Source organism: Gelidibacter pelagius, from assembly GCF_017581925.1.
GTDB classification, from domain to species: domain Bacteria; phylum Bacteroidota; class Bacteroidia; order Flavobacteriales; family Flavobacteriaceae; genus Gelidibacter; species Gelidibacter pelagius.
Genome location: NZ_JAGEVG010000015.1, coordinates 88784 through 114264, shown reverse-complemented (window position 1 = coordinate 114264; position 25481 = coordinate 88784). Strand labels below are relative to the sequence as shown.

Here is a 25481-nt window from a genome sequence, read left to right as displayed (position 1 = left end):
ACACTATGTCCAAACTGTCTACAAAAAGTTTCTGGGAAGTTGTAGCGCGATTGATTTTGCGCAACAAAATTATTATCCTCGTCCTTATCGTCTTAGCCACACTTTTCCTGAGTACGCAATGGAAAAACATGCGCTTTACCTTTACGGAGGCCAATCTTCTCCCTGATGACCATGACGTCAATATCACTTACAATCAATTTCTGGAGATTTTTGGGGAAGAAGGCAATCTCATAGTTCTTGGAGTCAAAGACCCTTCACTTTTTACGGTAGAAAAGCTTAATGCCTGGAACCGACTTTCAGAGAGCTTCAAACATTATGATGAAGTTGAAACCGTTCTATCGATAAAAGATTTACAAAAACTTGTTAAAAATACTGAAAAACAAAAGTTTGACTTGCAACCTTTTATCAAGGATTCTTTGTCATCTTTAGCTGAAATAGACTCCCTGCAACAAGAGCTTTTTCAACAATATCCTTTTTATGACAACTTTCTATTTAACAAAGAAACGCGTACCATAAGAACGGCCATATATCTCAACAAAGACATTGTAAACACGTCGGCAAGGAAGGACTTCATTATTGACATTCTTCAAACCAATGTTGAAAAATTTGAAGCAGAATATGATTTAGACGTTCGGGTCTCAGGCATGCCCTATATCCGAACCCTCAATTCGCAAAACATCGTCGATGAAATTGGCTTGTTCATTGGTGCAGCACTGTTAGTGACCTCGTTAATTTTCTTTTTGTTTTTTAGATCGTTTAGGGCCACTATGATCGCATTGGTCGTCGTGTCATTTGGCGTGATGTGGACCTTTGGCATTATTGGACTTTTGGGTTATGAGATAACAGTCTTAACCGCTTTGATTCCGCCTTTGATCATCGTGATCGGGATTCCCAATTGTATATTTCTGATCAACAAATATCAACAGGAAGTCAAAAACCACGGGAACAAAGTCAGGTCTCTACAGCGGGTCATCACCAAAACCGGAAACGCTACCTTAATGACCAACGCTACAACAGCTGTAGGTTTTTCCACCTTTATCTTGACAGAAAGTGCACTTTTAAAGGAATTTGGAGTTGTAGCCTCTTTAAGTATTCTTGCCATTTTTTTGCTCTCAATACTTATTATTCCCATTATTTACACCTTTCTACCCTTCCCGAAAGAGCGTCATTTAGAGCATCTTAACCGTCGATGGACCAGCGGGTTTGTTAATTGGATGGAGCGTATGGTCAAAGAACGCCGCATCACCATTTACATTACTGCAGTGACTTTGTTGACCGTAAGTTTGATTGGAATTTTTCAAATTAAAATTTCCGGTAGCCTCATCGAAGACATGCCTCAAAACACCGAATTCTTCAAAGACATCCGTTTTTTTGAAAGTGAATTCAATGGAATTATGCCTTTGGAAATTATGGTGGATACCAAAAGAAAAAGAGGGGTCATGAGATTGAGTACGCTCAAGCGGATGGATGAATTGGAAGAGTGTATTAATGAAATACCTCAATTATCCCGTCCGATTTCTGTAGTGAGCTTGGTTAAATATTCCAAACAAGCGTATTATAATGGCAATCCAAAATACTACCAATTGCCAACAAGTCAAGAGAACAGTTTCATCTTGTCGTACGCCAAAAACTCCACCACGGAAGCCGATCTTTTACAAAGTTTTGTGGACAGTACAGGTCGCTACGCGCGAATCACCACCTTTATGAAAGATATTGGTACGGACAAAATGGAACGTATAGAAGAAGACCTTCAAATGGAAATCAACAAACTATTTCCGGCCGAAAACTATAACGTCATCATGACGGGTAAGGCCTTGGTGTTCCAAAAAGGCACGAACTATTTAGTGAAGAATTTAGCCATCTCCCTATCACTTGCCATTTTCTTGATTGCCTTATTTATGGCCTATCTGTTCAGATCGTTTCGAATGATTGTCATTTCGTTAATTCCCAATCTTTTACCTTTATTGATTACCGCAGGATTGATGGGCTATTTGGGCGTTCCTTTAAAACCTTCTACAATTTTAGTGTTTAGTATTGCTTTTGGAATTTCTGTAGATGACACCATTCACTTTTTGGCTAAGTACCGTCAAGAATTACAAGCTAACAATTGGAAGATCAAAAAATCAGTTTATGGAGCATTACGAGAAACTGGGGTGAGTATGTTTTACACCTCCATTGTCCTGTTCTTTGGGTTTTCGGTGTTTACGCTTTCCAACTTTGGAGGTACTGTCGCATTAGGTGCTTTGGTATCTGCCACGTTATTATTCGCCATGTTGTCCAACTTATTGTTGTTGCCATCCTTACTTTTATCCTTAGAGAGAAGTATTGCCAACAAGGAAACATTGAAGCAACCTACCATTAACATCATTCCTGAGGACGACGACACTGACGAAAACTCCAATTAAATAACTCGAAATTCCAACAGTGTGAGATGGAATATACAATTTCATCGTTTGGTACTTGAAACCTCATAGGCTTTTTTTATCTTTGCACTCTTAAATTTTATGACAATGACATCTAAAACCGTTGCACAACTATTAAAGGCCGATTTCAAATCGGAAGACGTTGACATTAAAGGTTGGGTAAGAACCTTTAGAGCTAATCGATTTATCGCTTTAAATGATGGCTCTTCTCTTCAAAACATACAATGCGTTGTAGACTTTCAAAACACCGACGAAAAAACCTTAAAACGAATTACCACTGGTGCTGCAGTTCATATTAAAGGCCAATTGACCGAAAGTCAAGGCAAGGGACAATCTGTTGAAATACAAGTAGAAAAAATTGTTATTTTGGGAGACTCTGATCCAGAGACCTTTCCTATTCAACCTAAGAAGCACTCATTCGAGTTTTTACGTGAAAACGCACATTTACGCACCAGAACCAATACGTTCAGCGCCGTAATGCGTCTGCGCTCCACTTTGTCCTTCGCCATTCATAAATATTTTAACGACAACGGGTTTTATTATATGCACACGCCGATCATTACCGGAAGTGATGCTGAAGGTGCGGGTGAAATGTTTCGTGTAAGTGCATTGGATCCTAAAAACCCTCCATTGACTGAAGATGGTGAAGTAGATTATAAACAGGATTTCTTCGGCAAGGAAACCAATTTGACCGTTTCTGGACAGTTGGAAGCTGAGGCTTATGCCATGTCATTAGGTAAAGTCTATACGTTTGGACCCACTTTTAGAGCCGAAAATTCCAATACGTCACGCCATTTGGCAGAATTTTGGATGATTGAACCTGAGGTTGCTTTTATGGATTTGGCTGGGAATATGGATTTGGCTGAAGATTTCCTCAAATCGGTCCTTAAATATGTATTGGAACACAATCGTGAGGACCTCGAGTTTTTAGAGCAACGTTTGTTGGATGAAGAAAAAACAAAACCACAGGCTGATCGTTCAGAATTGAACCTGATTGACAAGCTGAAATTTGTCATTGAAAATAATTTCAAACGTGTAAGTTATACGGAAGCTATCGATATTTTAAAAGATTCAAAACCGAATAAAAAGAAACAATTCAAATATACAATTGAAGAATGGGGTACTGATCTTCAAAGTGAGCACGAGCGTTTTTTAGTTGAAAAACACTTTAAATGCCCAGTGATTTTATTTGATTATCCAGCCAATATCAAAGCATTCTATATGCGTTTGAATGAAGATGGAAAAACCGTTCGTGCCATGGACATTTTGTTCCCTGGTATTGGTGAGATGGTTGGAGGCTCACAACGTGAAGAACGCTTGGATGTTCTCAAGGAAAAAATGAAAGCCTTGGATATTGATGAAGAAGAATTATGGTGGTATTTGGAATTACGCAAATACGGTACTGCAGTACATTCTGGTTTCGGACTTGGCTTTGAGCGTTTGGTCATGTTTGTGACAGGAATGGGCAATATCCGGGATGTCATTCCTTTTCCAAGAACGCCGCATAATGCCGACTTTTAAATAGCAAACAAACCTAACTAGCTTTTGCCCCTCAAAGTCAAGCGCTATAAGGTCTGAAAACGTAAATTTTTCACAAAACAATCTCCATTTATTACTTATGTAGATTGTTTTTTCTATTTTTAGACTAAATCTTTTAAAACCCATGCTTAAACAGTATTTACAGTTCAAATTATCACAAAAGTTGTCGCCGCAACAGATTCAGTTGATGAAGCTGATCCAATTGCCTACGCAAGCATTTGAACAACGTTTAAAGCAGGAGATGGAAGAAAATCCAGCCTTAGAGTCTGGAAAGGAAACGGATGAATTTGACAATCAACTGGATGAATTTGACAATACTCAGGACGACTATGAAGAGCATGAGCAAATTGGTGAAGACATCAATGTTGACGAGTATTTGAGTGATGACGATATTCCTGATTACAGGACTCAAGTCAGTAACTATAGTGCAGACGATGAGGATAGAGATATGCCTTTTGCCGCAGGCACGTCTTTCACACAATATTTAACCAATCAGCTCAACACCTTCAGATTGACTGATGATGAGCGTGATATCGCTGAGTTTTTAGTGGGTAGCGTAGATGAAAGTGGCTATATCCGACGATCATTGGCTGATATTACTGACGATTTGGCCTTTACCCAAAACGTGTTTACGGATGAGAAAGCGATAGAGAAAGTACTCCATGTGGTCCATCAATTGGATCCTGCTGGCGTTGGAGCACGAAATCTTCAAGAATGCCTGAGCATCCAACTGCATCGTAAGGAAAAAAATCCTGATGTGGAGTTGGCGATTGAGATTATTGATAATGCATTCGATCAGTTCACCAAAAAACATTACCAAAAGTTAATTCAGAAGTTTGACATCACCGAGCTTCAGCTTAAAGATGCCATTGAGGAAATAGAACGGCTTAACCCCAAACCGGGTGGTTCTTATTCTGGCAATAATCGAATTGTGGAACACGTGGTTCCAGATTTTGCAATCAGAATCGTGGATGGTGAATTAGAGCTTACCTTAAACGGTCGAAATGCACCAGAGCTGCATGTTTCTCGAGAGTACACCAATATGATGAAAGGTTACAAGGAGGCCAAGGACAAATCGAAATCGCAAAAAGATGCGGTGATGTTCATCAAACAAAAACTGGATGCCGCCAAATGGTTCATTGAAGCCATCAAGCAGCGTCAGCAGACCTTGTTCGTGACGATGAGTTCAATAATGCACTATCAGAAGGATTACTTTTTAACTGGCGATGAGCGCAAGCTAAGGCCAATGATCTTAAAGGATATTGCAGAAGAAATTGAAATGGATGTTTCTACAGTGTCGCGTGTTGCGAACAGTAAATATGTGGATACCCCCTATGGTACGAAATTGATCAAAGAGTTTTTCTCCGAATCCATGACCAACGATCAAGGTGAAGAAGTTTCTACACGTGAAATAAAAAAAATACTGGAAACCGTCATTGAAAATGAAGACAAGCGCAAGCCACTTACCGATGAAAAATTGGCGGCTATCTTATTAGAAAAAGGCTATCCTATCGCTCGACGCACAGTTGCCAAATACAGGGAACAATTAGATATTTCTGTAGCGCGATTACGAAAACAATTATGATTCATTATCTTTTAAAAAGCATTTCCTACATTTTTCATCCTTTGCTCATGCCTCTACTTGGTGTGATTTTTTATTTCTCAAAAACGCCTCGTTTCATTCCTGAGCCTGTGATGAAAGCGAAAGTTTTCTCCATTACTATCTTAACAATCATTTTACCAATACTTTTATATTTTTTGCTTAAAACTATTAAAAGAGTAGAATCTTTAGAGCTGAAAACGACCAGAGAGCGTATCATTCCATTGATACTAAATGTATTGATCATATTCTTGATTTTAAAAAGAGTCCTGTCTCATGACGAGATACCAGAATTGTACTATTTCTATTTGGGCATCCTCTTCTCTACTTTAACTTGCTTGGTCTTGGCAATTCTAAGATTCAAGGCGAGTATTCACATGATTGGCAGTGCTGGATTTTTTATGTTTGCGGTGGCTTTAAGCATTCATTTTAAGATCAACATCAATGGTACTATCGCCTTAATGTTTGTTATTATAGGTGGTATTGCAACTTCCCGATTGCACCTAAAAGCACATAACAATGCAGAATTATTAATTGGTTTTTTAGTCGGATTGGTCCCACAATTGGTATTGTTGAATTATTGGCTTTAGAACGCTTAAAATATCACTGATACGTGATCTCTACGTGATCATGCTTCATTAAACTAAAGTATGTAAAACATTAGCCCAATCTTAATACTATTCATGTCAACAGACTTTCCGTTCAATTTTACCGAATCATTAAAAATAGAATTCAATCCGTAGTAGACGTGAAAATTCCAAGTAGAGTAACCAGCATTCAAGGTGAGTCCATATTGTAATTTGTTGAAATCATCAATACCACTCAGTTTGACATCATCAATGCTTCCAACGAATTTAGAGGAATTATAAAGCAAATAGCCAATTTTCACACCTGAGTATATCCTCCAAAATTTATAATCCTTGGCTGTAGAAGTCCGCCATCGGTATTGTAATGGCATTTCAATCAAATAGGTCGTAAACTTATTTCTTTTGACCGTAATCTCACTTTCATCAATAATTTGATAAGTATATCCACCATCAGGATCTGGCGAAATCAACATGTTTTGATTAAACGAGTTTACTGAGAGTCCTAGTCCAATACCAAAGGCTTTATTTCGACGTTCGTTAATGGGCATGTCCTTGATAACCCCAAAATGAATGCCGCTAGAAAAACCACTCTGTTTGATTTCTTTAGCTTTTTTGCCGAGTAACTCGTAGGTAATTGAAAAATAGAATTGATCTTCTTTATACTTATGGTCCACAAAAGTAGTATCAATAGATTGCTGCGCAAACAAGATTGAAGTGACACAAGAGAACACAACAATAAAAATGGATGTCTTCATACTACAAATATAATTGATAATGCTGCGCTTTTGAATTTTGCCCATAAAAAAAGCATCCCATTTTATTAGGATGCTTTATAGACTATTTAACTAATAAACTAATTTTACCTGTTTTCAGATATATCACCTTTTTTGGTTGTATAGTTTATTTTTAGGGCATTTTCTTTTCTAAGTTCCTGTTTAACGTCACTTACAAGACCCATATTGGCATTTTCATCCACTTTAAGAGCAACGGTCAAAAAAGGAACCAACTCTTCTCTTTTTGAAGCTCTTTCTGATGCTATAAACGACTTTATGTCAACTAATTCAGCAAATTTATCATTAAGCTGAATTCGTGACTCTGTCCCATATTGCCCTTGGAAAGCTTCTTGTGGTTTTCCAATATAAATATACATTATCAGATCCTTCTTATCGAGTTTTTCGACTTGGTCAGCAAACGGTAATTTGTTTTCAATCTTCAATGTCGTCTCACGCATTGTAGTTGCCACCATAAAAAAGAACAATAGCATAAATACAATGTCGGGTAAAGACGCCGTTGATATTGCCGGTAATTCGCCTGACTTCTTTTTATTAAATTTGGCCATTATTGATGTTTTTCTAAATTATTATTGAACTTCTGACAGCTTCTGAGGATATTCAACTTTAATCCTATCGATTTTCTCTTTCAGAGTTTCTTTATTGCCTATCCAATTGACATCGTTATAGTTAGCTTCCATTTCCTTTAAAGATATACCATAAAGCTCCGTAGCCCTTCTATCTCTTAGTTGATTATAAGCTGCTACCAACTCATTCTGAACAGAAATATACATACCATACTTGGTTTCTCTCTCATTTTTCAATGAAATGATGGCCTTGTCAGGGTTATCCGATGACTTAGGATCCTTTTTTCCTTTACAGTAGGTACAAGCTTCATCTCCTGTACCACCACCATTGTCCAAAAATTCGACAGCTGCTTTTCTCAAATCTTTAAGTTCCATTAACTCCTCTTCAACCATAAGTTGGTTTTTACCGTTAATAAGCACTGTAAAAATATTCTTCTGCCTAATAACAGGAGGTTCCACCTCTTGATCATCAATAGGAGGCAATCTTCTGTTTAAACCTGTATCTGTTTCAATGGTTGTTGTTACCAAGAAAAAGATAAGAAGTAAGAATGCAATATCAGCCATGGATCCTGCATTAACTTCGGGTGCTGATCTTTTTGCCATAATTACTTAGATATTTTTTTGATTCCAGATAATAACATTGCTGCCGCAGCACCAATAATAAGAATGTAAAATGCTACCAAGCCTGCACCAACCATGTGTGCCTCACCTTCTGTAGCCGGAGCTCCATTATAGAGATAGTTTCCAGCATCAGAGCCACTTGATAATATATAAGATATTATCAGTACTCCGGCAAAGGCTCCTACTCCAATTAACGTACTTTTCAAGGAACTTGTATTTGTAAACAAGTTTTGTAATACGAAAATTAGAACGAGAACAATGGTCAATGCAAAAATAACGTAAGTTACATAAAGCATTGGATCAAGGATGGCACTATCGCCATCTGCAGCAGCAGATTGAATTGCCGTATCACCTTTAGAGATAACCATCACTAAAAAGATAATACCTGCAAGACCCAAAAGTGCCGCTACTATTTTTAATATTCTGTGTAAATTCATAATTTTCTTTTATTGTGCGGTTTATCTTTTGTATCTCACGAGCATATCCATCAATGTGATAGACGCATCTTCCATGTCATTTACAATACTATCAATCTTAGCGATGATGTAGTTGTAAAAAACTTGAAGGATAATAGCTACAATAAGACCAAATACCGTTGTTAAAAGTGCTACTTTAATACCACCCGCAACAAGTGAAGGTTGCATATCTCCAGCAGCCTCAATTTTATCAAAGGCTTGGATCATACCAATTACTGTACCCATGAAACCAAGCATTGGTGCCAATGCGATGAACAATGAAATCCACGATACGTTTTTCTCCAACTGTCCCATTTGTACACCACCATAAGCTATAACAGCTTTTTCAGCAGCGTCCAGATCTTCGTCTGCTCGATCCAATCCTTGGTAATAAATAGAAGCAACAGGTCCCTTTGTATTTCTACAAACTTCTTTCGCAGCTTCGATACCACCTGATTGTAAAGCATCTTCTACATTCTGTACTAATTTTTTAGTATTAGTAGTTGATAAGTTTAAAAAGATAATTCTTTCAATGGCAATTGCAAGTCCTAAAATTAAACAAAGCAATACAATACCCATAAATCCTGGGCCACCTTCAATAAAACGTTTCTTTAATTCTTGATGAAACCCAAGTTCTTCTTCTCCAGACGTAGCCGTAGTTTCATCTTCTTGAGTTACTGTTGCAACAGTTGTAGTTGCCATTGACGCTGTAGCCGCATAGTTATTTGCACTTACAGTTCCGAAAGCCATGATTCCTGCAATGGCTAGGGTAGAAAATAGTCTTTTCATTGTTCTGATCTTAATTTTATTAGTTAAAGTGTTAAAGATATAAAAAAATTGCAATTAAAAAATAAAAATACGGGAGAGTATCTCAGATTTAATATTGTTGTTAATCCTTAATCTTACCCATGAATCGCAAAATAAATTCTAATTGAAAGTTTAATTTCACTCGAAATGAAAACCTATCAAATCAAAATTAAATTGCAGAGAGGAAGGGATTCGAACCCTCGATACCCTTTTGAGGTATACACACTTTCCAGGCGTGCGCCTTCGACCGCTCGGCCACCTCTCTAAAATTTATAGCTCAATTGCTTTGCCAAATAACGAAAAAAAATATTGGCGTAAAAAATTTTATTCGTTAATTTTAAAACATTTCCCCTCTTAAGGAGGTTTCAAAGATGGTTTTGAACGTTTTAAGTGAAATTTTCTCTCCCAACATATACATTAATTTGGTCACGGCAGCCTCAGTTGTGATGTCTTTCCCTGAAATAACACCTATATTCTTGAGTTGGGAACTGGTTTCATACTGCCCCATAATGACACTTCCACCAGAACATTGAGTTACATTAATGACTGGAATTCCCTTTTTTATGGTTTGCTTGATCAGCTCAATAAACCAATTTTCTGTAGTTGTATTTCCTGCACCATAAGTTTCAATGATGATTCCTTTAATATGAGGAGAGGAAAACATGCACTCTAAAACCGATTTCGAAATCCCGGGAAACATCTTAATTAATGCAATATTATTTTCAAGTTTTTTATGAACTTTAAACTTTTTACGGACATTTGGTTTAAAAAGATACTCCTTTGACACTTTTAAATGGACCCCCGATTCCGCTAAATCGGGATAATTTAGGGATTCAAAGGCTTCAAAATGCTCTGCATTGATTTTTGTGGTTCTATTGCCGCGGTACAATTTATATTCAAAGTAAAGTCCAACTTCTCTAATAACTGGCCTACCATGGTGCCGTAAGGATGCCATTTGAATGGACGTAATCAGGTTTTCCTTTGCATCGGTGCGCAAATCACCAATCGGCAATTGAGATCCGGTGAAAATGACGGGTTTGGCTAAGTTCTCTAACATAAAACTCAGTGCTGATGCGGTATAGCTCATCGTATCACTTCCGTGCAATACTACAAAACCATCAAAAGACTCATAATTGAGTTCAATAATTTCAGCGATTTGAACCCAATACTCCGGATTCATATTAGAGGAATCAATTGGCACTTCAAAAGAAATCGTCTTGATTTGGCAATCCAACAGCTTCAATTCCGGTATTTGTTTGAGCAAATTACTAAAGTCGAAAGCTTTGAGAGCACCGGTATCAGCATCTTTGATCATCCCAATGGTACCTCCTGTATATATTAATAAGATGTTTGGTTTTTTAATGGACATAGCTAGACTTTAAATATGGCTTTAGAATTTTCAGTGGTAATTTCGGCAATCTTTTCCTGAGTCAGTCCGTAGAGTTCTGATAGTTTTTCAAGTACCTTTATAATATAGGCACTTTCATTACGCTTGCCTCTGAATGGTGTTGGCGCCAAATAAGGTGAGTCTGTTTCTAAAACAATATGTTCTAAATCAATTTGATTCAAAAATTTGTCCACGCCACCATTTTTAAAAGTGACCACGCCGCCAATACCCAATTTCATATTGAAAGAGATCGCACGTTTTGCTTGTTCTAAATCACCGGTAAAACAATGAAAGATACCAAATAGCTCCTCAGATCTTTCAGTTTCCAAAACCTCAAAGATTTCATCAAAAGCGTCCCTACAATGGATCACTATCGGCAGTTGATACTGTTTTGCAAGGCGTATTTGATGTTTGAAAGCCTCTTGCTGGATCTTTAAGGTGCTTTTGTCCCAATACAAATCGATACCGATTTCTCCAATGGCAATAAACTTTCTTTGGGAAAGCTGATCTTCAACATGGCTCAACTCGGCTTTATAATTTTCTTTAACTGAAGTGGGATGCAAACCCGTCATCAAATAAACATAATCTGGAAAATCGGCTTCCAACCGAAGCATGGCTTTTGTGTAGGTAGAATCTATGGCAGGAATAAAAAAACGGGTCACATTGGCTTTTATGGCACGCTCCATCATTTCCTTTCGGTCTTCGTCAAAAGCATCACTATATAAATGGGTGTGGGTATCTGTAATGGTCATGTTGCAAAAGTATAAGTTCTTTTGCAAATAATCCTAATTAAGGACTTTAGTGTTAAAAGATGAAGTTCAAAAATTGTAATTTCGTTATTCCAATTTTTTTAACAGTTTCTGTGCACTTTCAAAATCATCAGCGTCTTCAGGAATGGATTTTAAAACCGTTATACTTTCCGACTTTTCCTTTTGTTTCAATTTGCTCAATGCCAAATACCATTTCGCTTTGTTGCTATAGACCGATGGTGATTGAATCACGTTTTGATACAAGACATCAGCTTCCTCATAGTTGTTTAATTCCACCAAGGACACAGCCTTGTAAAGTTGAAGTTCTAAATTACCCTGATCCTTTTGGAGCAATTGGGTCAAATACTTTTCAGCATCCTTATAGTCCTTGTTATTGAAGGCTTTTTCTGCATTATTCTGCAAATCATTCTCACTGCCCCTAACCGTCAAACTAATGGTACCATAATTTGCAAAATCATCATAGGCTGGACTCGAAAACTGCTGCGCAATTACCACTCCAAAAAGTAAAATAACTCCCGCAGCAACGGAATAATACCAAGGATTTATGCGTCGCACCTTAGCTTTCCCAGATACTTCCTTTTTAAAATATCCTGAGGAAATACGCTCTAAATTTTCCTTAAAGCGTTGATTTTGTTCTTCGTTCTTGAACTTATGCTCCAAAAAAGCTTCAGCCTGCTGGTAATCGTTAAATGCCAAATTAAAGTCAGCATCAGCCTTAAGCCGATTTTCAAAGGCCTGGATACTTTCAGCATCTAAGCTTCCTGAAAGATAATCGTCAAATAATATAAAATCTTTTTCTTGCATGGTTAGGGTTTTAGGTGTTGGTATTTTGGGGACGCCTGGACCATTTTAGTCAGTTGGCCTATGCAAAGCGATTTCTTTTTTCGCGCATAAGCGTATGTAACTCCAATACTTTCAGCAACTTCTTCCATTGATTTTATTTTAAAAGTCGCCTTGAGCAGATCTTTACAAGCCTGCCCTAGTTCTTGAAACATGTCTTCAAACAGCTCATGTTGCTGTTCATTTAACGTAGTTTCAAAAGCAAGCTCTAAAGCGTCGTCACCATCAGATAGCAATTCTTCATTAATTGTTACCCCTGTTATATCACTTTTTTTTAAATAATTTAACCATTTACGCTTACAGAGCAAGAAAAAATAGGCGTCAAACGGACAGGTTAACTTTAGATTTTTTTCATGCGCCTGATTATATATGGTCATGATTGTTTCTTGAATCACATCTTTTGCCTTGTCTTCATCACCACTATTCTGCTTGATATAATTAATGACTTTAGGTGCAAATTTCTCATAAATAGATTGAATCACAAAACTGTTGTTTTGCTTTAAACCCTCAATATATTTCTGGTCTTCGTGAATTCTTTTTTGGCTCATCAACCCTCGTATTTTCTACTAAAGTAAAAAAAGTTTCAAATATAGGGGTAACAATTCTCAAAGGGTTTTGATATAAGGTTGAATCAGCAAAGGAAACAACGCTGAAGAACATAAAAATTAATCCAAAAACACCTCATCATGAAAAATTCAATTTTAATTATCGCAACAGCTCTCCTATCATTTTCTCAAATGAATGCTTTAAATGATAACACAAGTCTTAACCGATTTGACAATGACCCTAAGATGACAGTAGACCAGCTTATTCAAATCTACGAATGGAACGTAAAAACCAATCACACTTACTATTCCGGAACCTCATCCAGCGCATCGCACGCCAGCAAAATGATTGTCCTTGTTAGTACTGGAGAAGTTATTCTTGAAAAAACGATTAAAAGCTATTATATGCTTGAATCAGATTTCAATCGAAATACCAAAAGAATTTATATATGGGAGGTCACCAGTACCCTTGGTCATGCTCAGGGATATTCGACCTCGGAAAATGCTGCACGTAGAATGATCGATCTAGTTGCACACGGCGACATCATCACTTTTAAAATCCTAAAAAGTGGTCTTTCAGAATAAAAATTTATTAAGCAGGGTAACAAAATCGTTGCCCTGTTGATATAAAGATGAATACTATTTAAAACTCAATAATTATGAAATTTTTAAAAACAATTTTCGGAAAATTAAGCTTGATAGCTTTAGTATTAACCACATTGACCTTGCTTATGCTAACATTGACAAGCTGTAGCCTAAATGAAAATGATCACGCTGCACTCATCATTCCGCCTACAGCGCAAAAATTTGCAGGCATCAGAGCCCAGAGCTTAGAAAACATAACCCAGCACTTTGAATTTAATGCTGATGATGGTTACATTTCATTAACCACAGAAAACGGTGTGGAACTATCCATATATGCCAATTGTCTTTCTAAAAACGGCAACGCAGTAACCGGAACCGTAGCCTTGGAATACGTTGAAATCTTTGAAAAAGGAAACATGATCACCACCAACAAACCCACAATGGGCATCATGTCAAATGGCGACAAAGCAATGCTTGTTACAGGAGGTGAATTCTATTTCGAAGCTACTCAAGATGGCGTTGCTTTAGAAACCAATTGTCCTATGAGAATTAAAGTCCCTACAAGTTTAACCGGCGGTGACGATCCAGAAATGATCATGTGGCAAGGTATTATTGATGAAAACGGCGACTTAGCTTGGGAGGAAGAAGGTGATGTAGAAGGCGAAGCTGGTGTCTTTCTACAAGGAGAAAATTACTATGCTTTTGTCCAAAATTTTGGATGGACCAATATTGACCGTTTTTTCAGTGATCCTCGCCCAAAAACCACCATTAAAGTGCAGCCACCTGCTGGATACACCTACGAAAACAGTGCGGTATATTTATCTTATGACGGCGAAAACTCAGGCTTGGCTTCCTTGGATACTTTTGATAACGGATTGTTCAGTGAGCATTACGGACAAATACCTATCGGATTGGAATGTCATATAATTTTTGTAACCGAACATAACGGCCTATGGCGTTATGCCATAAAATCAGTAACCATTGCTGAAAACCAAGTTACCGCCTTTATCATTGAAGAATCTACAATTGCTACAGAAGCTGAACTCATATCAATAGTTAATAATTTGCCTTAATTTAACCTGCGAAAAGGCGATGGTTGTCATGACCATCGCTTTTTGTATTTTAGCAGTAAATCAATGCATTTACCATGAGAACATTTATATCCGTCATTTTTTTTTGCTGTTGTTGCCAATGGCTTTTCGCACAAAAAGAAAACGCGCATGACACCCTCTCTCGTATAGCAAACATAAAGCATGAAGTTATAGGTACTGCTATTCAATTCACTCCACAAACACCAAGATTAGAACAAATAGCAGGCGCACCAAAAGCATTTTACTCCTATTTCTGGGAGTTTGGTGATGGCAATTATAGCAAGGAAGAAAACCCTAAACATACTTATAAATCTGCAAGCGATTACGACGTCAAGCTTTGGGCAACCAATAATTATGACACTGGAAAACCGCCTACCACACGCCCTAAAAAGATTAGTGTAACAAACCCAGATCCATCATTCAAGGATGAAGCTTCCATGATTGAGGATTTAATGCTTATCCGTAATAGAGAACCCATGCCTGAAGAAGAAATTGTCGTAGTATTAAGTTATAAGAACTATTTAAATTACACATCCAACGGAAAACTCTATCTCTTTTATAACGAGCAAGAATACAACGTCGATAATTTTGAAGTCGCTGATATAAGAATGTATCACAATGAAAAACGGGTTCAAGAAACTGATTTTGTATATACCAATGCTATTGATGATTCTGATAGAAATTTTGTCGCTTCCGCGGATAAGAATCTGCTTCATCTAAGAGAGAAAGTCCAAGATACAACCATTAAGACTAACCTTCAACTAACTTTAAAAGACGCCAAAGATCAATACAGAAATTGGGAAACAATAGAGTTTCAGAATATGAAATCCAATGAAGAGCGCAATTTGTTCTTCACCTTAAAAACGCCTCCTGAAATGCTAAAAGACACCAGTGCGATTATTTCGATACGCGGGGTTTATGTTCCTGATGCTACTTATGACAACCATAAAGTGAAGGATATGGAAATGGAAATTGTCACTTCCCATGACCCCAATAAGATGTCGAGCAATGGTACTTTTATGAACTACCGTACGGTACGTTTTAAGACTTTAAAATACAAAATCAAGTTTCAGAATAATGGCGAAGGCCCAGCACGGACAATTCGATTGGAAACGGATATCCCTGAGATGTTGGACAAACAGTCCATTGAGGTCACAGACATGTACCCAAAATGCGAAATCTGCCCTGATTATGAAGTGCGATACAGTTGTTTGGACACTGCATTTACCGATAAAAAAGCCATTTTTACCTTTAAAAATATTTACCTCCCAGGAAGTGAACAAAAGAATGTCAAAGATTACGACTCTACAAAAGGATTTGTAAAATATAACATCAAATTTGCCAAGGATTTCCATAAAAAAAGCACCAAAAGTCAAACGGCCATCTTTTTTGACAAAAACGATCCCATCATCACCAATTATTCCACAACGCGTTTCATTCCCGGACTTTCCATAGGTGCGAAAGTTGGATATAATTCATTTTCAGATTTGAAAAACTCTGAAAGCTACTTTGTGGGCGCAACGCTTTCTCCGTATAAATCATATCGCTGGTATTGGCAAGTTGAATTATTGAACAGTTTCCATAAGTATGATTCAAAAACCAGCATAGTCGATGAAATAGTCGATATAGATCAACGGCGAGCATTACAACGCACCACAACCAACTCACATTTTCAAAACGTTGACTGGGAAGTCCCAGTTCTGGCTCGTTATAATATCAATAATTATATTGGTGTTGGTGCTGGATTACAAGGCATGTTCTCATTGAACAAGAAGCAAAAACAAGAAACGTTGATTGAGCAATTTGAAGGCAATACCGATGAATACCTTATGGGTAGTGAAATCACAAACATTAAAGAAAGTAGTGTTTTTAGCAATTTCAGAACTGGACTTTTATTTGATGTTACTGCTGGTTTTGCTCGAATTGGCCCAAGCCTTGGGGCAAGATATGTGTTAGATTTTAAGGATGACTTCAATTATCTGCAATTTTACGCGATTTGGAAATTTTAATTCTGCTCCGACTAAGGTTAGGCAGCGAATGACAATTCAGAATGAGCCATTTTAAAACAAAATATTCACTGGGATGAAAAGTATCTGCTTCATTATCTTTTTTATTAGCGGACTTACCTTTTCCCAAAATTTGGAGGAGCAGATCTATAATGCCGCCGAAGCATTTATTGCCAATAAAAACGACCAATCCTACCAACGCCTCATTCAGCAGGAAATTGATTTCAAAAACAAAATCAAAACCAAAGATGAACAGCTTGCCCTCGTATTTTTACAATGCAACAAAGCGTTCTATCTCAAAGATTCAAATCGGTTAACCATAGCCATCTCCACCTACGAAGTGGCTTGGAAACGCTATAACGACCATCAACTTTCCGCTATTTCCGATTATGATATCATTGAATATTGCTTAAAACCGCTTGGTAATTTATACACGAAAACAAATAATTACACCAATGCCGAAAACACTATTCAACAGTACATCACTTTAGCCGAAAACAGCAAAAATAAAGATCAATACATCGCTGGAATGATCAACCTTTCCGCTTTATACCAAACGCGCGGGATGCATTCATCGGTGTTGGAACTGGTGGCAAAGGCAGAGCGCATTTCAGATATCAGCATCGCACAAAAAGAAAAACTGAACAGTCTAAAAGCATTCAGTTCTTTATCATCAAAAAACACCAATGACAAAGATTTATCCATAAGACAGAATATGCCAACTATTGAAACACCATTTGCAAAACATAGATTGGCTTACCAACTGGCACTTAAAAACAAAGATTATGTCAAGGCATTGGAACAATTCAAAATGTCAAAGCAAAACCAGAAAGAGAAATTGCTCACCATTAGGGATTTGGCAAAACGACATGTGGAGGAAGCCCAGTTGTATTATCTTCTTAATGAGTTTCAAGCTGCAGATTCATTTCTGGAAAAGGCTATAAGATTATTACTTCCCAATTTTAAAGATCAAGGAATCCCTGAAAAATCGAATCTATACGCTGAAAACACCTTTATAGATATTTTTGATCTTAAGGCCCGATTGCAAACCCAGTCAGAAAAAGCATTGGCATTTTATGATCTGAGTTTTCATGTTGCAAACCTGCTCACTTCCAGCCTGACCTCGCAAGAATCAAAACTAGCCAATTTAATCAGCAATCGAAAACGCAGCGAATGGTGCATTGATATATTGTTTGAAGATTATGAAAAGAATGCAAATCCTGAAATTTTTAAACGCGCCTTAAACTATGCGGAAAAAGATAAGGCGGCTGTTCTACAAGAAGTTTCACAGAAAAAAACATTATTGTCCAAACACCCTAATGACAGCCTATTGCTTCAAGAACAAGAGCTTTTAAAAAAACAAGAACACCTCACCGATGTTCTGATCAAATCTCAATTAGGATACCAAGCCTCTAAAAATGACAGTTTAAACAAACAGTTGTTGGAGGTCAGTATATCCTTGAATTCCTTAGCTCAGGCCATTTGTGATAAATATGGTTCCACACAAAATAAGACCCTTGATTTTGTTATGATAGAGAATCAATTGGAGTTTGATCAAGCAGCGCTCGTAGTCTATTTTTACGGCAGTAATGCGATTTATCAATTTGAAATTTCATCGAGGCAACACAAGTTATTTAAAATTGAACTGAACACTGAGGTCACAAAATCCATCACTGATTTTATACATTTGTTTGACAATGCGTCTGTCATAAATAACAACGTCAATAGCTTTACTTCTCAGGCATTTGAACTTTATAAAACTTTAAAGATCGATCAGGTGGTTAGTCATCCCAATCTGATCATCATTCCTGACGGACTATTAAATTTTATTCCGTTTGAAGCCTTACTTACCGAACTGACGGAGACTACCAATTTCACGAAAATGCCATTTCTGGTCACCTCGAAAAATGTCGTATACAATTCCAATATCAATTTCTATCTACAAAAACAAGAGAAGGCAACCAACCATCAGATTCTTGGCGTCTTTCCTGTGTTTGAGGACAGCAGTCAAGCCCTTGTCTATTCAGTAGATGAAGCTTTAGCCATCAAAAAGTTATCAAAAGCCAAAGTTCTTATGCATACCGACGCAACTAAAGCTGACTTTTTAAAAATGGCTTCCCAATATAGTGTTTTGCATCTATCAACCCATGCCACTGGAGGCGACTTCACAAACCCTGCTAGCATTGCATTTTATGACCAACCCATGTCGGCCAATGAATTGTATAGCATGGACATCCAACCGGAGCTTGTGGTATTAAGTGCCTGCGAAACTGGTATTGGAAGACTGCAAAAAGGTGAAGGCGCTATGAGCATTGCACGGGGATTTCAATATGCAGGTGCCAAAAACCTATTATTTTCACTTTGGCAAATCAATGATGCCTCGACAGCAACATTAATGTCATTATTTTATAACTCTTACGAAAAAACAAGATCAACCCATCTTGCCAACAGACAATCGAAGCTCGATTATTTAAATGACCCTTCGGTTAGCACTACAAAAAAATCACCCTATTACTGGAGCGCTTTTGTTTATTATGGTAAGATTGAGACTGAAGAAACTCATGGAAGCGTCATTTATTATTTCATTAGCATATTTACGATGCTAATTGTCCTATTTTTATGGTTTAGAAAACGAAAACCAACAATTAGATGATTAATAACAACGATATGTCACTTCAGGACTTTCTTTTAGAAAAAGGCTATATTAAAGTCAAGTTGAAATTGACCAAAACAAACCATTTTGAAATCAAAGCGACCTTAAATGGAGTTAAAGGCCTATTTATTTTGGATACGGGCGCATCTAATTCCTGTGTAGGTTTTGAAGCCATTGAAACATTTAACCTAACCGCCAAAGATTCTGAAATCATGGCCGCTGGTGCCGGTGCAACGGATATGTTAACACAGATTTCCAAAAAAAATAAACTCAAAATCGGAAAGTGGAAGAAGGATAAAGTCGCTCTAGTACTTTTCAATTTAACCCACGTCAACACAGCGCTTCTTAACTATAACTCAAAGCCAGTAGATGGCATTATAGGTGCCGATATTTTGAAGAAAGCAAAGGCCATTATTGATTATGACAAACGCTATGTGTACTTGAAATTGTAATGTTTTTCCTTCGTATTAAATATATAAGGGTTATATTTAAGTCCCTATACTTATTATTAATAGCACATGGCAGCCTCTATCATTATAGCAGACGATCACCCCCTTATTCTTAAAGGTCTCACTGATTTTTTAAAAGAAAAAGAATATAATCTTATTGGAAGCGCCATTAATGGCAAGGAGGCTTTTGATATGATTAAATCTGATAGCCCAGAAATTGCCATCTTAGACATACAAATGCCTTTTTTAACCGGTCTGGAAATCGCCGAAAAATGTAAAGAATTAAATCTTCCAACCAAAATCATACTCATTACATTTGAAAAGGATGAAACCATATATAATCAGGCAAAAGCTCTTGAAATTTATGGTTATGTCCTTAAAGAATTCGCACTTGTTGAGATTGAAAACTGTATCGCAGCAGTACTAAATGGTAAATCTTATTTTAGTCCTGAACTGATTGAGTATTTAGAAATAATCGAACCTCCAAAAGAGTTGGAACTACTTACCCCAACTGAAATTGAGGTATTGAGACTTATTGCCTTAAATAAAACAGCTAAAGAAATTGGGAGCATTCTTTTTATATCAGGCAGAACCGTTGAAAAACACAAGAGCCATATCATTAGAAAATTAGATTTAGAGTCCAAAGGTGGGAGCTTGGTACTATTCGCTAAAGAAAACGAAGAATTTCTTGGCAAAAATACGTAGTTCTACGTATTGTTTGGCGTTGATATAATCGTCATCTTTACACTGCTATTAATCAATTCTCTTTTAGGAGAGTCAAAAGGCTCTGGATTGTTACTGGTCCAGAGCTTTTTAAATACCAAGTATCGTGAAAAACACCTTTAGTTTTTCGATCCTTTTTTTGCTCCCATGTTAGGTTCATCTTTGATTATCTATATTCCTACGAATATTACCGTGCATTTTAAGTAGCCAATTCATTTAACAAGCTATAAAAATTCGCGCTCGATTAGTCAATCTGCACAGATTTTTCCGAGAAAAAGACCTAAATCAATTAAAATATACGTAGAACTACGTATTGTTTGGTGTGATATAATTGTCGAAATTTACATTGCTATTAATTCTTAGGGGAATTATTATATAAGGCTCTGGATCTTCATTGATTCAGGGCTTTATTGTTTTAAGCAATTTTTCAAAAAAATACGTAGAACTACGTATTGTTTGGTATCCTTTTAATGGTGAAATTTACATTACGATTAACGTGTTGATTCCTGTGGAAGAATTACCTCTACTACAATTAAGTAGACACTATAAACCCAAATTTTTAAAAACCTATGAAAATCATGAAAGATAATTTCAAAAGTGGCAATCGTTTACTAATCATAGGATTGATAATGAGCGCTATATTGATCATAACTGCAAATATTCTGGTTAATTTCTTTTAATTGTTAGTTAGTCAAAAAAAGGGCAACTTAAATCTTTAAGTTGCCCTTTTTTATTATATAAACGTTTTTATTTACAATTCCAACGTTCTCTTAACATCATTATCCATTAAGAGCTCTATAGGATTTTCAAGAGCTTCTTTGATTGCTACCAAGAATCCTACACTTTCTTTACCATCAATAATTCTATGGTCATAAGATACCGCCAAGAACATGATTGGTCTAATTTCTACATGCCCGTCTATTGCAACAGGACGTTCCACAATATTGTGCATTCCTAAAATAGCACTTTGCGGTGGATTAATGATTGGCGTAGACAACATACTACCAAAAACACCTCCATTGGAAATGGTGAAGGTACCACCGGTCATTTCATCTACCGTGAGCTGACCGTCACGCGCTCTGATGGCCAATCGTTTAACTTCATTTTCCACTCCTCTAAAGGAAAGATTTTCAGCATTTCTAATTACTGGAACCATCAAGCCCCTTGGTCCTGAAACAGCAATACTGATATCACAAAAATCATAACTCACCATTTCCTGACCATCAATCATGGAATTGACTGCAGGATATTCTTTTAAGGCCCTAACCGCTGCCAGGGTAAAGAAACTCATAAAGCCTAATCCAACACCATGCTTGTTTTTGAAGGTTTCTTTGTATTCTTCACGCAATTTGAAAATTGCGGTCATATCCACCTCATTGAAGGTGGTCAACATGGCCGTTTCGTTTTTGGAAGCTACCAATCGCTCTGCGACTTTACGACGCAACATCGATAGTCTTGAGCGCGAAACACCACGATTTCCTCCTGTTGGTGTACCCATTGAAGGTGTTGCCTTGATAGCATCATCCTTGGTGATACGTCCATCCTTCCCTGTTCCGCTTACCTCTGAAGCCGACATGTTTTTTTCTGCCAATACTTTTTTGGCTGCAGGACTAGCTGTTCCAGAAGCATAAGTTTTCTGATCAGGATTTGGTTGTTTCTTTGAATCTTCCTTATTAGGGGTTTCCCTTTGTTCTTTGGAAAGTTCTTTTTCAACATTTTTATCACCAGAACCTTCATCACCTTTGCTTTCTGACTTAGAATCAGAATCACCTGCAGGTTTTTCGGCGGATGTGTCAATCAGACATACCACGGCGCCCACGGCAACTGCATCTCCTACTTCTGCCTTCAAGGTAATGATCCCACTGGCTTCTGCGGGAAGCTCCAAGGTAGCTTTGTCGCTATCTACTTCAGCAATGGCTTGATCTTTTTCTACATAGTCACCATCAGCAACTAACCATTCTGCAATTTCTACTTCTGTAATGGATTCTCCTGGTGAAGGAACTTTCATTTCTAAAATCATAGTTCTTATTGTTTTTTAATTCCTGCGAAGGCAGGAATCTTTTAATTTTATTTCAATTTTTCTTCTACTCTGTAAAACATGACAACACCTTGTTCGATAAAGAAGATAGGCTTTATCCCTTTAAGATGTTGTTTTGAACGTATCACATTTTGTGATGCCACAAATATAATCTCTATTAAATCTATTCTAATACCCTATCGCTGGTTATTCTTTGTTTTGTCAAACACATAATCAACCACTTCTTTATGACGACGTTTCGAACGTGTTGCACTTCCTGCCGCTGGAGCACCATAAGCGCGTCGCGAGGCTATTCTAAAGGATTTCGACTCTTCAAAATGCATCATCATAAAACTGTAGGCTCCCATATTGCGAGGCTCTTCTTGTGCCCACACAATATCATCGGCATTTTTATATTTTTTAATGAGGTCTCGCATCTGTTTTGCCGGCAAAGGAAATAATTGCTCTATTCTCACTAATGCGACATCCTCTCTTTCTTGTTCTTCTCTAACTTCCAAAAGATCATAATAAAACTTCCCAGTCATAAAAACCAAGGTTTTTACTTTATCGACCTCAGCTTTTGCGTCATCAATCACCATTTGGAAACTTCCATTTGCAAATTCATCCACAGTAGAGACCACTAATGGGTGTCTCAATAAACTTTTTGGAGTAAATATGATAAGCGGTTTTCTAAAGTTGGTTTTCATCTGTCTTCTCAACAAATGGTACATGTTTGCTGGCGTTGTACAATCTGCTACAAACATATTATCGCTGGCACAAAGTTGTAAAAAACGCTCCATTCGTCCTGAAGAGTGTTCTGCACCTTGGCCTTCGTAACCATGTGGCAACAACATGACCAATCCGTTTTGGAGTTTCCATTTATCTTCGGCTGCAGATATATATTGGTCCACCATAATTTGGGCACCGTTTCCGAAATCTCCAAATTGCGCCTCCCAAATGGTTAAGCTATTTGGACTTGCCATAGCATATCCATAGTCAAAACCTACAACGCCATATTCAGAAAGCAACGAATTGTAAATATAGAATTTACCCTGGTCATCATTAATATGGTTTAGAAGGACAATTTCTTCTTCACTGTCTTCTACTTTTATAACGGCATGACGATGTGAAAACGTTCCACGTTCAACGTCCTGACCCGAGAAACGTACATCATGGCCCTCTGCTAAGAGTGTACCATAGGCTAAATGCTCTGCCATGGCCCAGTCCAACTTGTTTTCATCAAACATGGTTTTTCTGGATTGAACAAGCCGTTCTATTTTTCGAATGAATTTTTTATCTTTTGGCAAAGTTGAAATGACTTCGGCAATCTTTGATAATTTCTCTTTAGAAAATGTGGTATCCACATCTTGCATCATCATATTAACGTCAGCATATTCATAACCTGTCCATTCATCGTGCATGAATGCTGAAATAACAGTTTTTTCTTGCTTGCGCGAATCTTCTAATTCTTCTTCCAAAGACGCTTTATAAACGTCTTCTAAGTTTTTAACATAGTCCTGGTCAACAAGCCCTTCTTTTATAAGAAGGTCAGCATAAATCTCTCTCGGATTTTTATGTTTTGCAATAGCTTTATATAATTTTGGCTGAGTAAAACGCGGTTCATCACCTTCATTATGTCCATATTTTCTATATCCTAAAAGATCAATAAACACATCGCGCTTAAAGGTCATTCTAAAATCTAAGGCAAATAGCATGGCATGCACTACAGCTTCTACATCATCAGCGTTAACGTGCAATACCGGTGATAAGGTAACCTTACCAACATCAGTACAATAAGTACTTGAACGTGCGTCAAGGTAATTCGTTGTAAAGCCTATTTGATTATTGATCACTATATGTATGGTACCATTGGTCTTGTAACCATCCAAATTCACCATTTGAATCACTTCATAAACCAAGCCCTGTGCGGCAATAGCAGCATCTCCATGAACAATAATAGGCAATACCTGTGATGGGTCATCAACATACTTATCATCTTGCTTGGCTCTTGCAATACCTTCAACCACAGCCCCTACCGTCTCTAAGTGAGATGGATTTGGCGCAATGTTCAAGTTTATTTTCTTACCCCCTTTAGATTCTCTATCGCTCGTCCATCCTAAGTGATACTTTACGTCCCCATCAAATATTTCCTGTTCGTAATCTTTTCCGTCAAATTCGCTAAAAATATCTTTAGCCGATTTTCCAAAAATGTTGATGAGTGTACTCAAACGACCTCTATGGGCCATTCCCATAACAAATTCCTTAACCCCCATTTCGGCAGCAGTTTCGATGAGCGCATCCAGAGCCGGAATTAAAGACTCACCACCTTCCAATGAAAAGCGCTTTTGACCTACATACTTGGTATGTAAAAAGCTTTCAAAAGTAACCGCTTCATTAAGTTTGCTAAGAATATGTTTTTTCTGGTCAGCAGAAAATTTGGGCTGATTATCATTGATGTTCAACTTTTTTTGGATCCACTCAATTTCTTTTGGGTTCCTGATGTACATATATTCCAAACCAATGGAGGAACAATAGATCTTTTCCAGGTGATCCACAATACTTTCTAAAGTCTGCGGTCCAATTCCTAAAATTTCACCTGCAGAAAAAACAGTCTTAAGATCTTCCCTAAGCAGTCCGAAATTTTCAAGAGCCAAAGTGGGCTCGTATTTTCTTCGTTCTCTAACCGGATTGGTTTTAGTAAATAAATGACCTCTATTTCTATACCCATCAATCAGTCTGATGACATTGAACTCTTTGTGCAGATGCTCAGGAACTTCTGGAGAAATACAGACAGCTCCGTCATCATAGGTGCCCTGACTGTTTTCTGAGTTTTCTGAACCAAAGTCAAACCCTTGAAAAAAGGCCCGCCAACTTGGTTCAACGATATCTGGGTTTTGTAAATATTGATCGTATAATTCAGCAAAATAAGCTGAGTGAGCGGCATTTAAAAAGGAATATTTATCCATCATTTTGTAAAACGTTCAGATGTTTTCAAATTTTATTCAAAAATACAACTTTTAGCAAAA

Annotated in this window: 21 protein-coding genes and 1 tRNA gene; 10 read left to right on the top strand and 12 right to left on the bottom strand. The window is 37.3% G+C overall.

The genetic code is table 11. The features are described from left to right. Window positions 1-5 precede the first annotated feature (5 nt). The 4 genes from J4051_RS13465 to J4051_RS13450 all read left to right on the top strand — a co-directional run bounded on the left by J4051_RS13465 (window position 6) and on the right by J4051_RS13450 (window position 6152). Entirely contained in the window at window positions 6-2405 is a 2400-nt protein-coding gene (locus J4051_RS13465; protein ID WP_208234393.1) for an efflux RND transporter permease subunit, read from the top strand. Between the two features lie 105 nt (window positions 2406-2510). Beyond that, window positions 2511-3944 carry an asparagine--tRNA ligase gene (gene asnS, locus J4051_RS13460; protein ID WP_208234392.1) on the top strand — a complete coding sequence of 478 codons (1434 nt, stop codon included), beginning with the start codon at window positions 2511-2513 and terminating at the stop codon, window positions 3942-3944. Between the two features lie 142 nt (window positions 3945-4086). Further along, window positions 4087-5547 (top strand): RNA polymerase factor sigma-54, encoded by a 1461-nt coding sequence (gene rpoN / locus J4051_RS13455; protein WP_208234391.1) that lies wholly within the window; start codon window positions 4087-4089, stop codon window positions 5545-5547. Beyond that, a complete protein-coding gene (locus tag J4051_RS13450) occupies window positions 5544-6152 on the top strand; it encodes a hypothetical protein (RefSeq protein WP_208234390.1) in 609 nt (202 codons plus the stop codon). Before rpoN ends, J4051_RS13450 begins: the two co-directional genes overlap by 4 nt. Before the next feature lie 53 nt (window positions 6153-6205). Here the strand turns inward: J4051_RS13450 and J4051_RS13445 are convergent, their stop codons facing one another. From J4051_RS13445 to J4051_RS13400, 10 genes are all read right to left on the bottom strand, one after another. Continuing rightward, window positions 6206-6949, bottom strand: coding sequence for a porin family protein (locus tag J4051_RS13445; RefSeq protein ID WP_236027440.1), 744 nt, complete (start codon window positions 6947-6949; stop codon window positions 6206-6208). A gap of 59 nt (window positions 6950-7008) precedes the next feature. Continuing rightward, complete coding sequence (locus J4051_RS13440) at window positions 7009-7488, bottom strand: ExbD/TolR family protein (protein ID WP_208234389.1); 480 nt, start codon at window positions 7486-7488, stop codon at window positions 7009-7011. A gap of 21 nt (window positions 7489-7509) precedes the next feature. Then, window positions 7510-8109, bottom strand: a complete 600-nt coding sequence (locus J4051_RS13435) for an ExbD/TolR family protein (protein WP_208234388.1) — start codon at window positions 8107-8109, stop codon at window positions 7510-7512. 2 nt (window positions 8110-8111) lie between these two features. Further along, the gene (locus J4051_RS13430) at window positions 8112-8564 is read right to left on the bottom strand and encodes a hypothetical protein (RefSeq protein WP_208234387.1); all 453 of its coding nucleotides are present in this window, start codon (window positions 8562-8564) and stop codon (window positions 8112-8114) included. A 21-nt stretch (window positions 8565-8585) separates the two neighbouring features. Continuing rightward, entirely contained in the window at window positions 8586-9371 is a 786-nt protein-coding gene (locus J4051_RS13425; RefSeq protein ID WP_182202403.1) for a MotA/TolQ/ExbB proton channel family protein, read from the bottom strand. 195 nt (window positions 9372-9566) lie between these two features. Next, window positions 9567-9654 (bottom strand) — tRNA-Ser (locus tag J4051_RS13420). Between the two features lie 72 nt (window positions 9655-9726). Further along, entirely contained in the window at window positions 9727-10758 is a 1032-nt protein-coding gene (locus J4051_RS13415; RefSeq protein ID WP_208234386.1) for an asparaginase, read from the bottom strand. Between the two features lie 2 nt (window positions 10759-10760). Next, a complete protein-coding gene (locus J4051_RS13410; protein ID WP_208234385.1) occupies window positions 10761-11528 on the bottom strand; it encodes a TatD family hydrolase in 768 nt (255 codons plus the stop codon). Between the two features lie 84 nt (window positions 11529-11612). Further along, window positions 11613-12350, bottom strand: a complete 738-nt coding sequence (locus J4051_RS13405) for a tetratricopeptide repeat protein (protein WP_208234384.1) — start codon at window positions 12348-12350, stop codon at window positions 11613-11615. A gap of 2 nt (window positions 12351-12352) precedes the next feature. Beyond that, entirely contained in the window at window positions 12353-12934 is a 582-nt protein-coding gene (locus J4051_RS13400) for an RNA polymerase sigma factor (protein ID WP_208234383.1), read from the bottom strand. A 138-nt stretch (window positions 12935-13072) separates the two neighbouring features. Between J4051_RS13400 and J4051_RS13395 the strand changes: the two genes are divergently transcribed. The 6 genes from J4051_RS13395 to J4051_RS13370 all read left to right on the top strand — a co-directional run bounded on the left by J4051_RS13395 (window position 13073) and on the right by J4051_RS13370 (window position 20420). Beyond that, complete coding sequence (locus tag J4051_RS13395) at window positions 13073-13516, top strand: hypothetical protein (RefSeq protein WP_208234382.1); 444 nt, start codon at window positions 13073-13075, stop codon at window positions 13514-13516. A 74-nt stretch (window positions 13517-13590) separates the two neighbouring features. Further along, window positions 13591-14589 carry a hypothetical protein gene (locus J4051_RS13390; RefSeq protein WP_208234381.1) on the top strand — a complete coding sequence of 333 codons (999 nt, stop codon included), beginning with the start codon at window positions 13591-13593 and terminating at the stop codon, window positions 14587-14589. A gap of 74 nt (window positions 14590-14663) precedes the next feature. Next, window positions 14664-16616, top strand: coding sequence for a DUF7849 domain-containing protein (locus J4051_RS13385; protein WP_208234380.1), 1953 nt, complete (start codon window positions 14664-14666; stop codon window positions 16614-16616). 73 nt (window positions 16617-16689) lie between these two features. Further along, complete coding sequence (locus tag J4051_RS13380; RefSeq protein ID WP_208234379.1) at window positions 16690-19266, top strand: CHAT domain-containing protein; 2577 nt, start codon at window positions 16690-16692, stop codon at window positions 19264-19266. Then, window positions 19263-19718, top strand: a complete 456-nt coding sequence (locus tag J4051_RS13375; RefSeq protein ID WP_236027439.1) for a retropepsin-like aspartic protease — start codon at window positions 19263-19265, stop codon at window positions 19716-19718. Before J4051_RS13380 ends, J4051_RS13375 begins: the two co-directional genes overlap by 4 nt. Before the next feature lie 66 nt (window positions 19719-19784). Continuing rightward, the gene (locus J4051_RS13370) at window positions 19785-20420 is read left to right on the top strand and encodes a response regulator transcription factor (protein ID WP_208234378.1); all 636 of its coding nucleotides are present in this window, start codon (window positions 19785-19787) and stop codon (window positions 20418-20420) included. A gap of 769 nt (window positions 20421-21189) precedes the next feature. Here J4051_RS13370 and odhB read toward each other — a convergent pair. Further along, window positions 21190-22458, bottom strand: a complete 1269-nt coding sequence (odhB, locus tag J4051_RS13365; protein ID WP_208234377.1) for a 2-oxoglutarate dehydrogenase complex dihydrolipoyllysine-residue succinyltransferase — start codon at window positions 22456-22458, stop codon at window positions 21190-21192. A 194-nt stretch (window positions 22459-22652) separates the two neighbouring features. Continuing rightward, window positions 22653-25421 (bottom strand): 2-oxoglutarate dehydrogenase E1 component, encoded by a 2769-nt coding sequence (locus J4051_RS13360; RefSeq protein WP_208234421.1) that lies wholly within the window; start codon window positions 25419-25421, stop codon window positions 22653-22655. Window positions 25422-25481: the final 60 nt, after the last annotated feature.

Excerpts from the sequence above, each read along its gene's own strand:
- J4051_RS13465 (WP_208234393.1), top strand. The coding sequence starts at position 6 with ATGTCCAAACTGTCTACAAAAAGTTTCTGGGAAGTTGTAGCGCGATTG.
- asnS (WP_208234392.1), top strand. The coding sequence starts at position 2,511 with ATGACATCTAAAACCGTTGCACAACTATTAAAGGCCGATTTCAAATCG.
- rpoN (WP_208234391.1), top strand. The coding sequence starts at position 4,087 with ATGCTTAAACAGTATTTACAGTTCAAATTATCACAAAAGTTGTCGCCG.
- J4051_RS13450 (WP_208234390.1), top strand. The coding sequence starts at position 5,544 with ATGATTCATTATCTTTTAAAAAGCATTTCCTACATTTTTCATCCTTTG.
- J4051_RS13445 (WP_236027440.1), bottom strand. The coding sequence starts at position 6,949 with ATGGGCAAAATTCAAAAGCGCAGCATTATCAATTATATTTGTAGTATG.
- J4051_RS13440 (WP_208234389.1), bottom strand. The coding sequence starts at position 7,488 with ATGGCCAAATTTAATAAAAAGAAGTCAGGCGAATTACCGGCAATATCA.
- J4051_RS13435 (WP_208234388.1), bottom strand. The coding sequence starts at position 8,109 with ATGGCAAAAAGATCAGCACCCGAAGTTAATGCAGGATCCATGGCTGAT.
- J4051_RS13430 (WP_208234387.1), bottom strand. The coding sequence starts at position 8,564 with ATGAATTTACACAGAATATTAAAAATAGTAGCGGCACTTTTGGGTCTT.
- J4051_RS13425 (WP_182202403.1), bottom strand. The coding sequence starts at position 9,371 with ATGAAAAGACTATTTTCTACCCTAGCCATTGCAGGAATCATGGCTTTC.
- J4051_RS13415 (WP_208234386.1), bottom strand. The coding sequence starts at position 10,758 with ATGTCCATTAAAAAACCAAACATCTTATTAATATATACAGGAGGTACC.
- J4051_RS13410 (WP_208234385.1), bottom strand. The coding sequence starts at position 11,528 with ATGACCATTACAGATACCCACACCCATTTATATAGTGATGCTTTTGAC.
- J4051_RS13405 (WP_208234384.1), bottom strand. The coding sequence starts at position 12,350 with ATGCAAGAAAAAGATTTTATATTATTTGACGATTATCTTTCAGGAAGC.
- J4051_RS13400 (WP_208234383.1), bottom strand. The coding sequence starts at position 12,934 with ATGAGCCAAAAAAGAATTCACGAAGACCAGAAATATATTGAGGGTTTA.
- J4051_RS13395 (WP_208234382.1), top strand. The coding sequence starts at position 13,073 with ATGAAAAATTCAATTTTAATTATCGCAACAGCTCTCCTATCATTTTCT.
- J4051_RS13390 (WP_208234381.1), top strand. The coding sequence starts at position 13,591 with ATGAAATTTTTAAAAACAATTTTCGGAAAATTAAGCTTGATAGCTTTA.
- J4051_RS13385 (WP_208234380.1), top strand. The coding sequence starts at position 14,664 with ATGAGAACATTTATATCCGTCATTTTTTTTTGCTGTTGTTGCCAATGG.
- J4051_RS13380 (WP_208234379.1), top strand. The coding sequence starts at position 16,690 with ATGAAAAGTATCTGCTTCATTATCTTTTTTATTAGCGGACTTACCTTT.
- J4051_RS13375 (WP_236027439.1), top strand. The coding sequence starts at position 19,263 with ATGATTAATAACAACGATATGTCACTTCAGGACTTTCTTTTAGAAAAA.
- J4051_RS13370 (WP_208234378.1), top strand. The coding sequence starts at position 19,785 with ATGGCAGCCTCTATCATTATAGCAGACGATCACCCCCTTATTCTTAAA.
- odhB (WP_208234377.1), bottom strand. The coding sequence starts at position 22,458 with ATGATTTTAGAAATGAAAGTTCCTTCACCAGGAGAATCCATTACAGAA.
- J4051_RS13360 (WP_208234421.1), bottom strand. The coding sequence starts at position 25,421 with ATGGATAAATATTCCTTTTTAAATGCCGCTCACTCAGCTTATTTTGCT.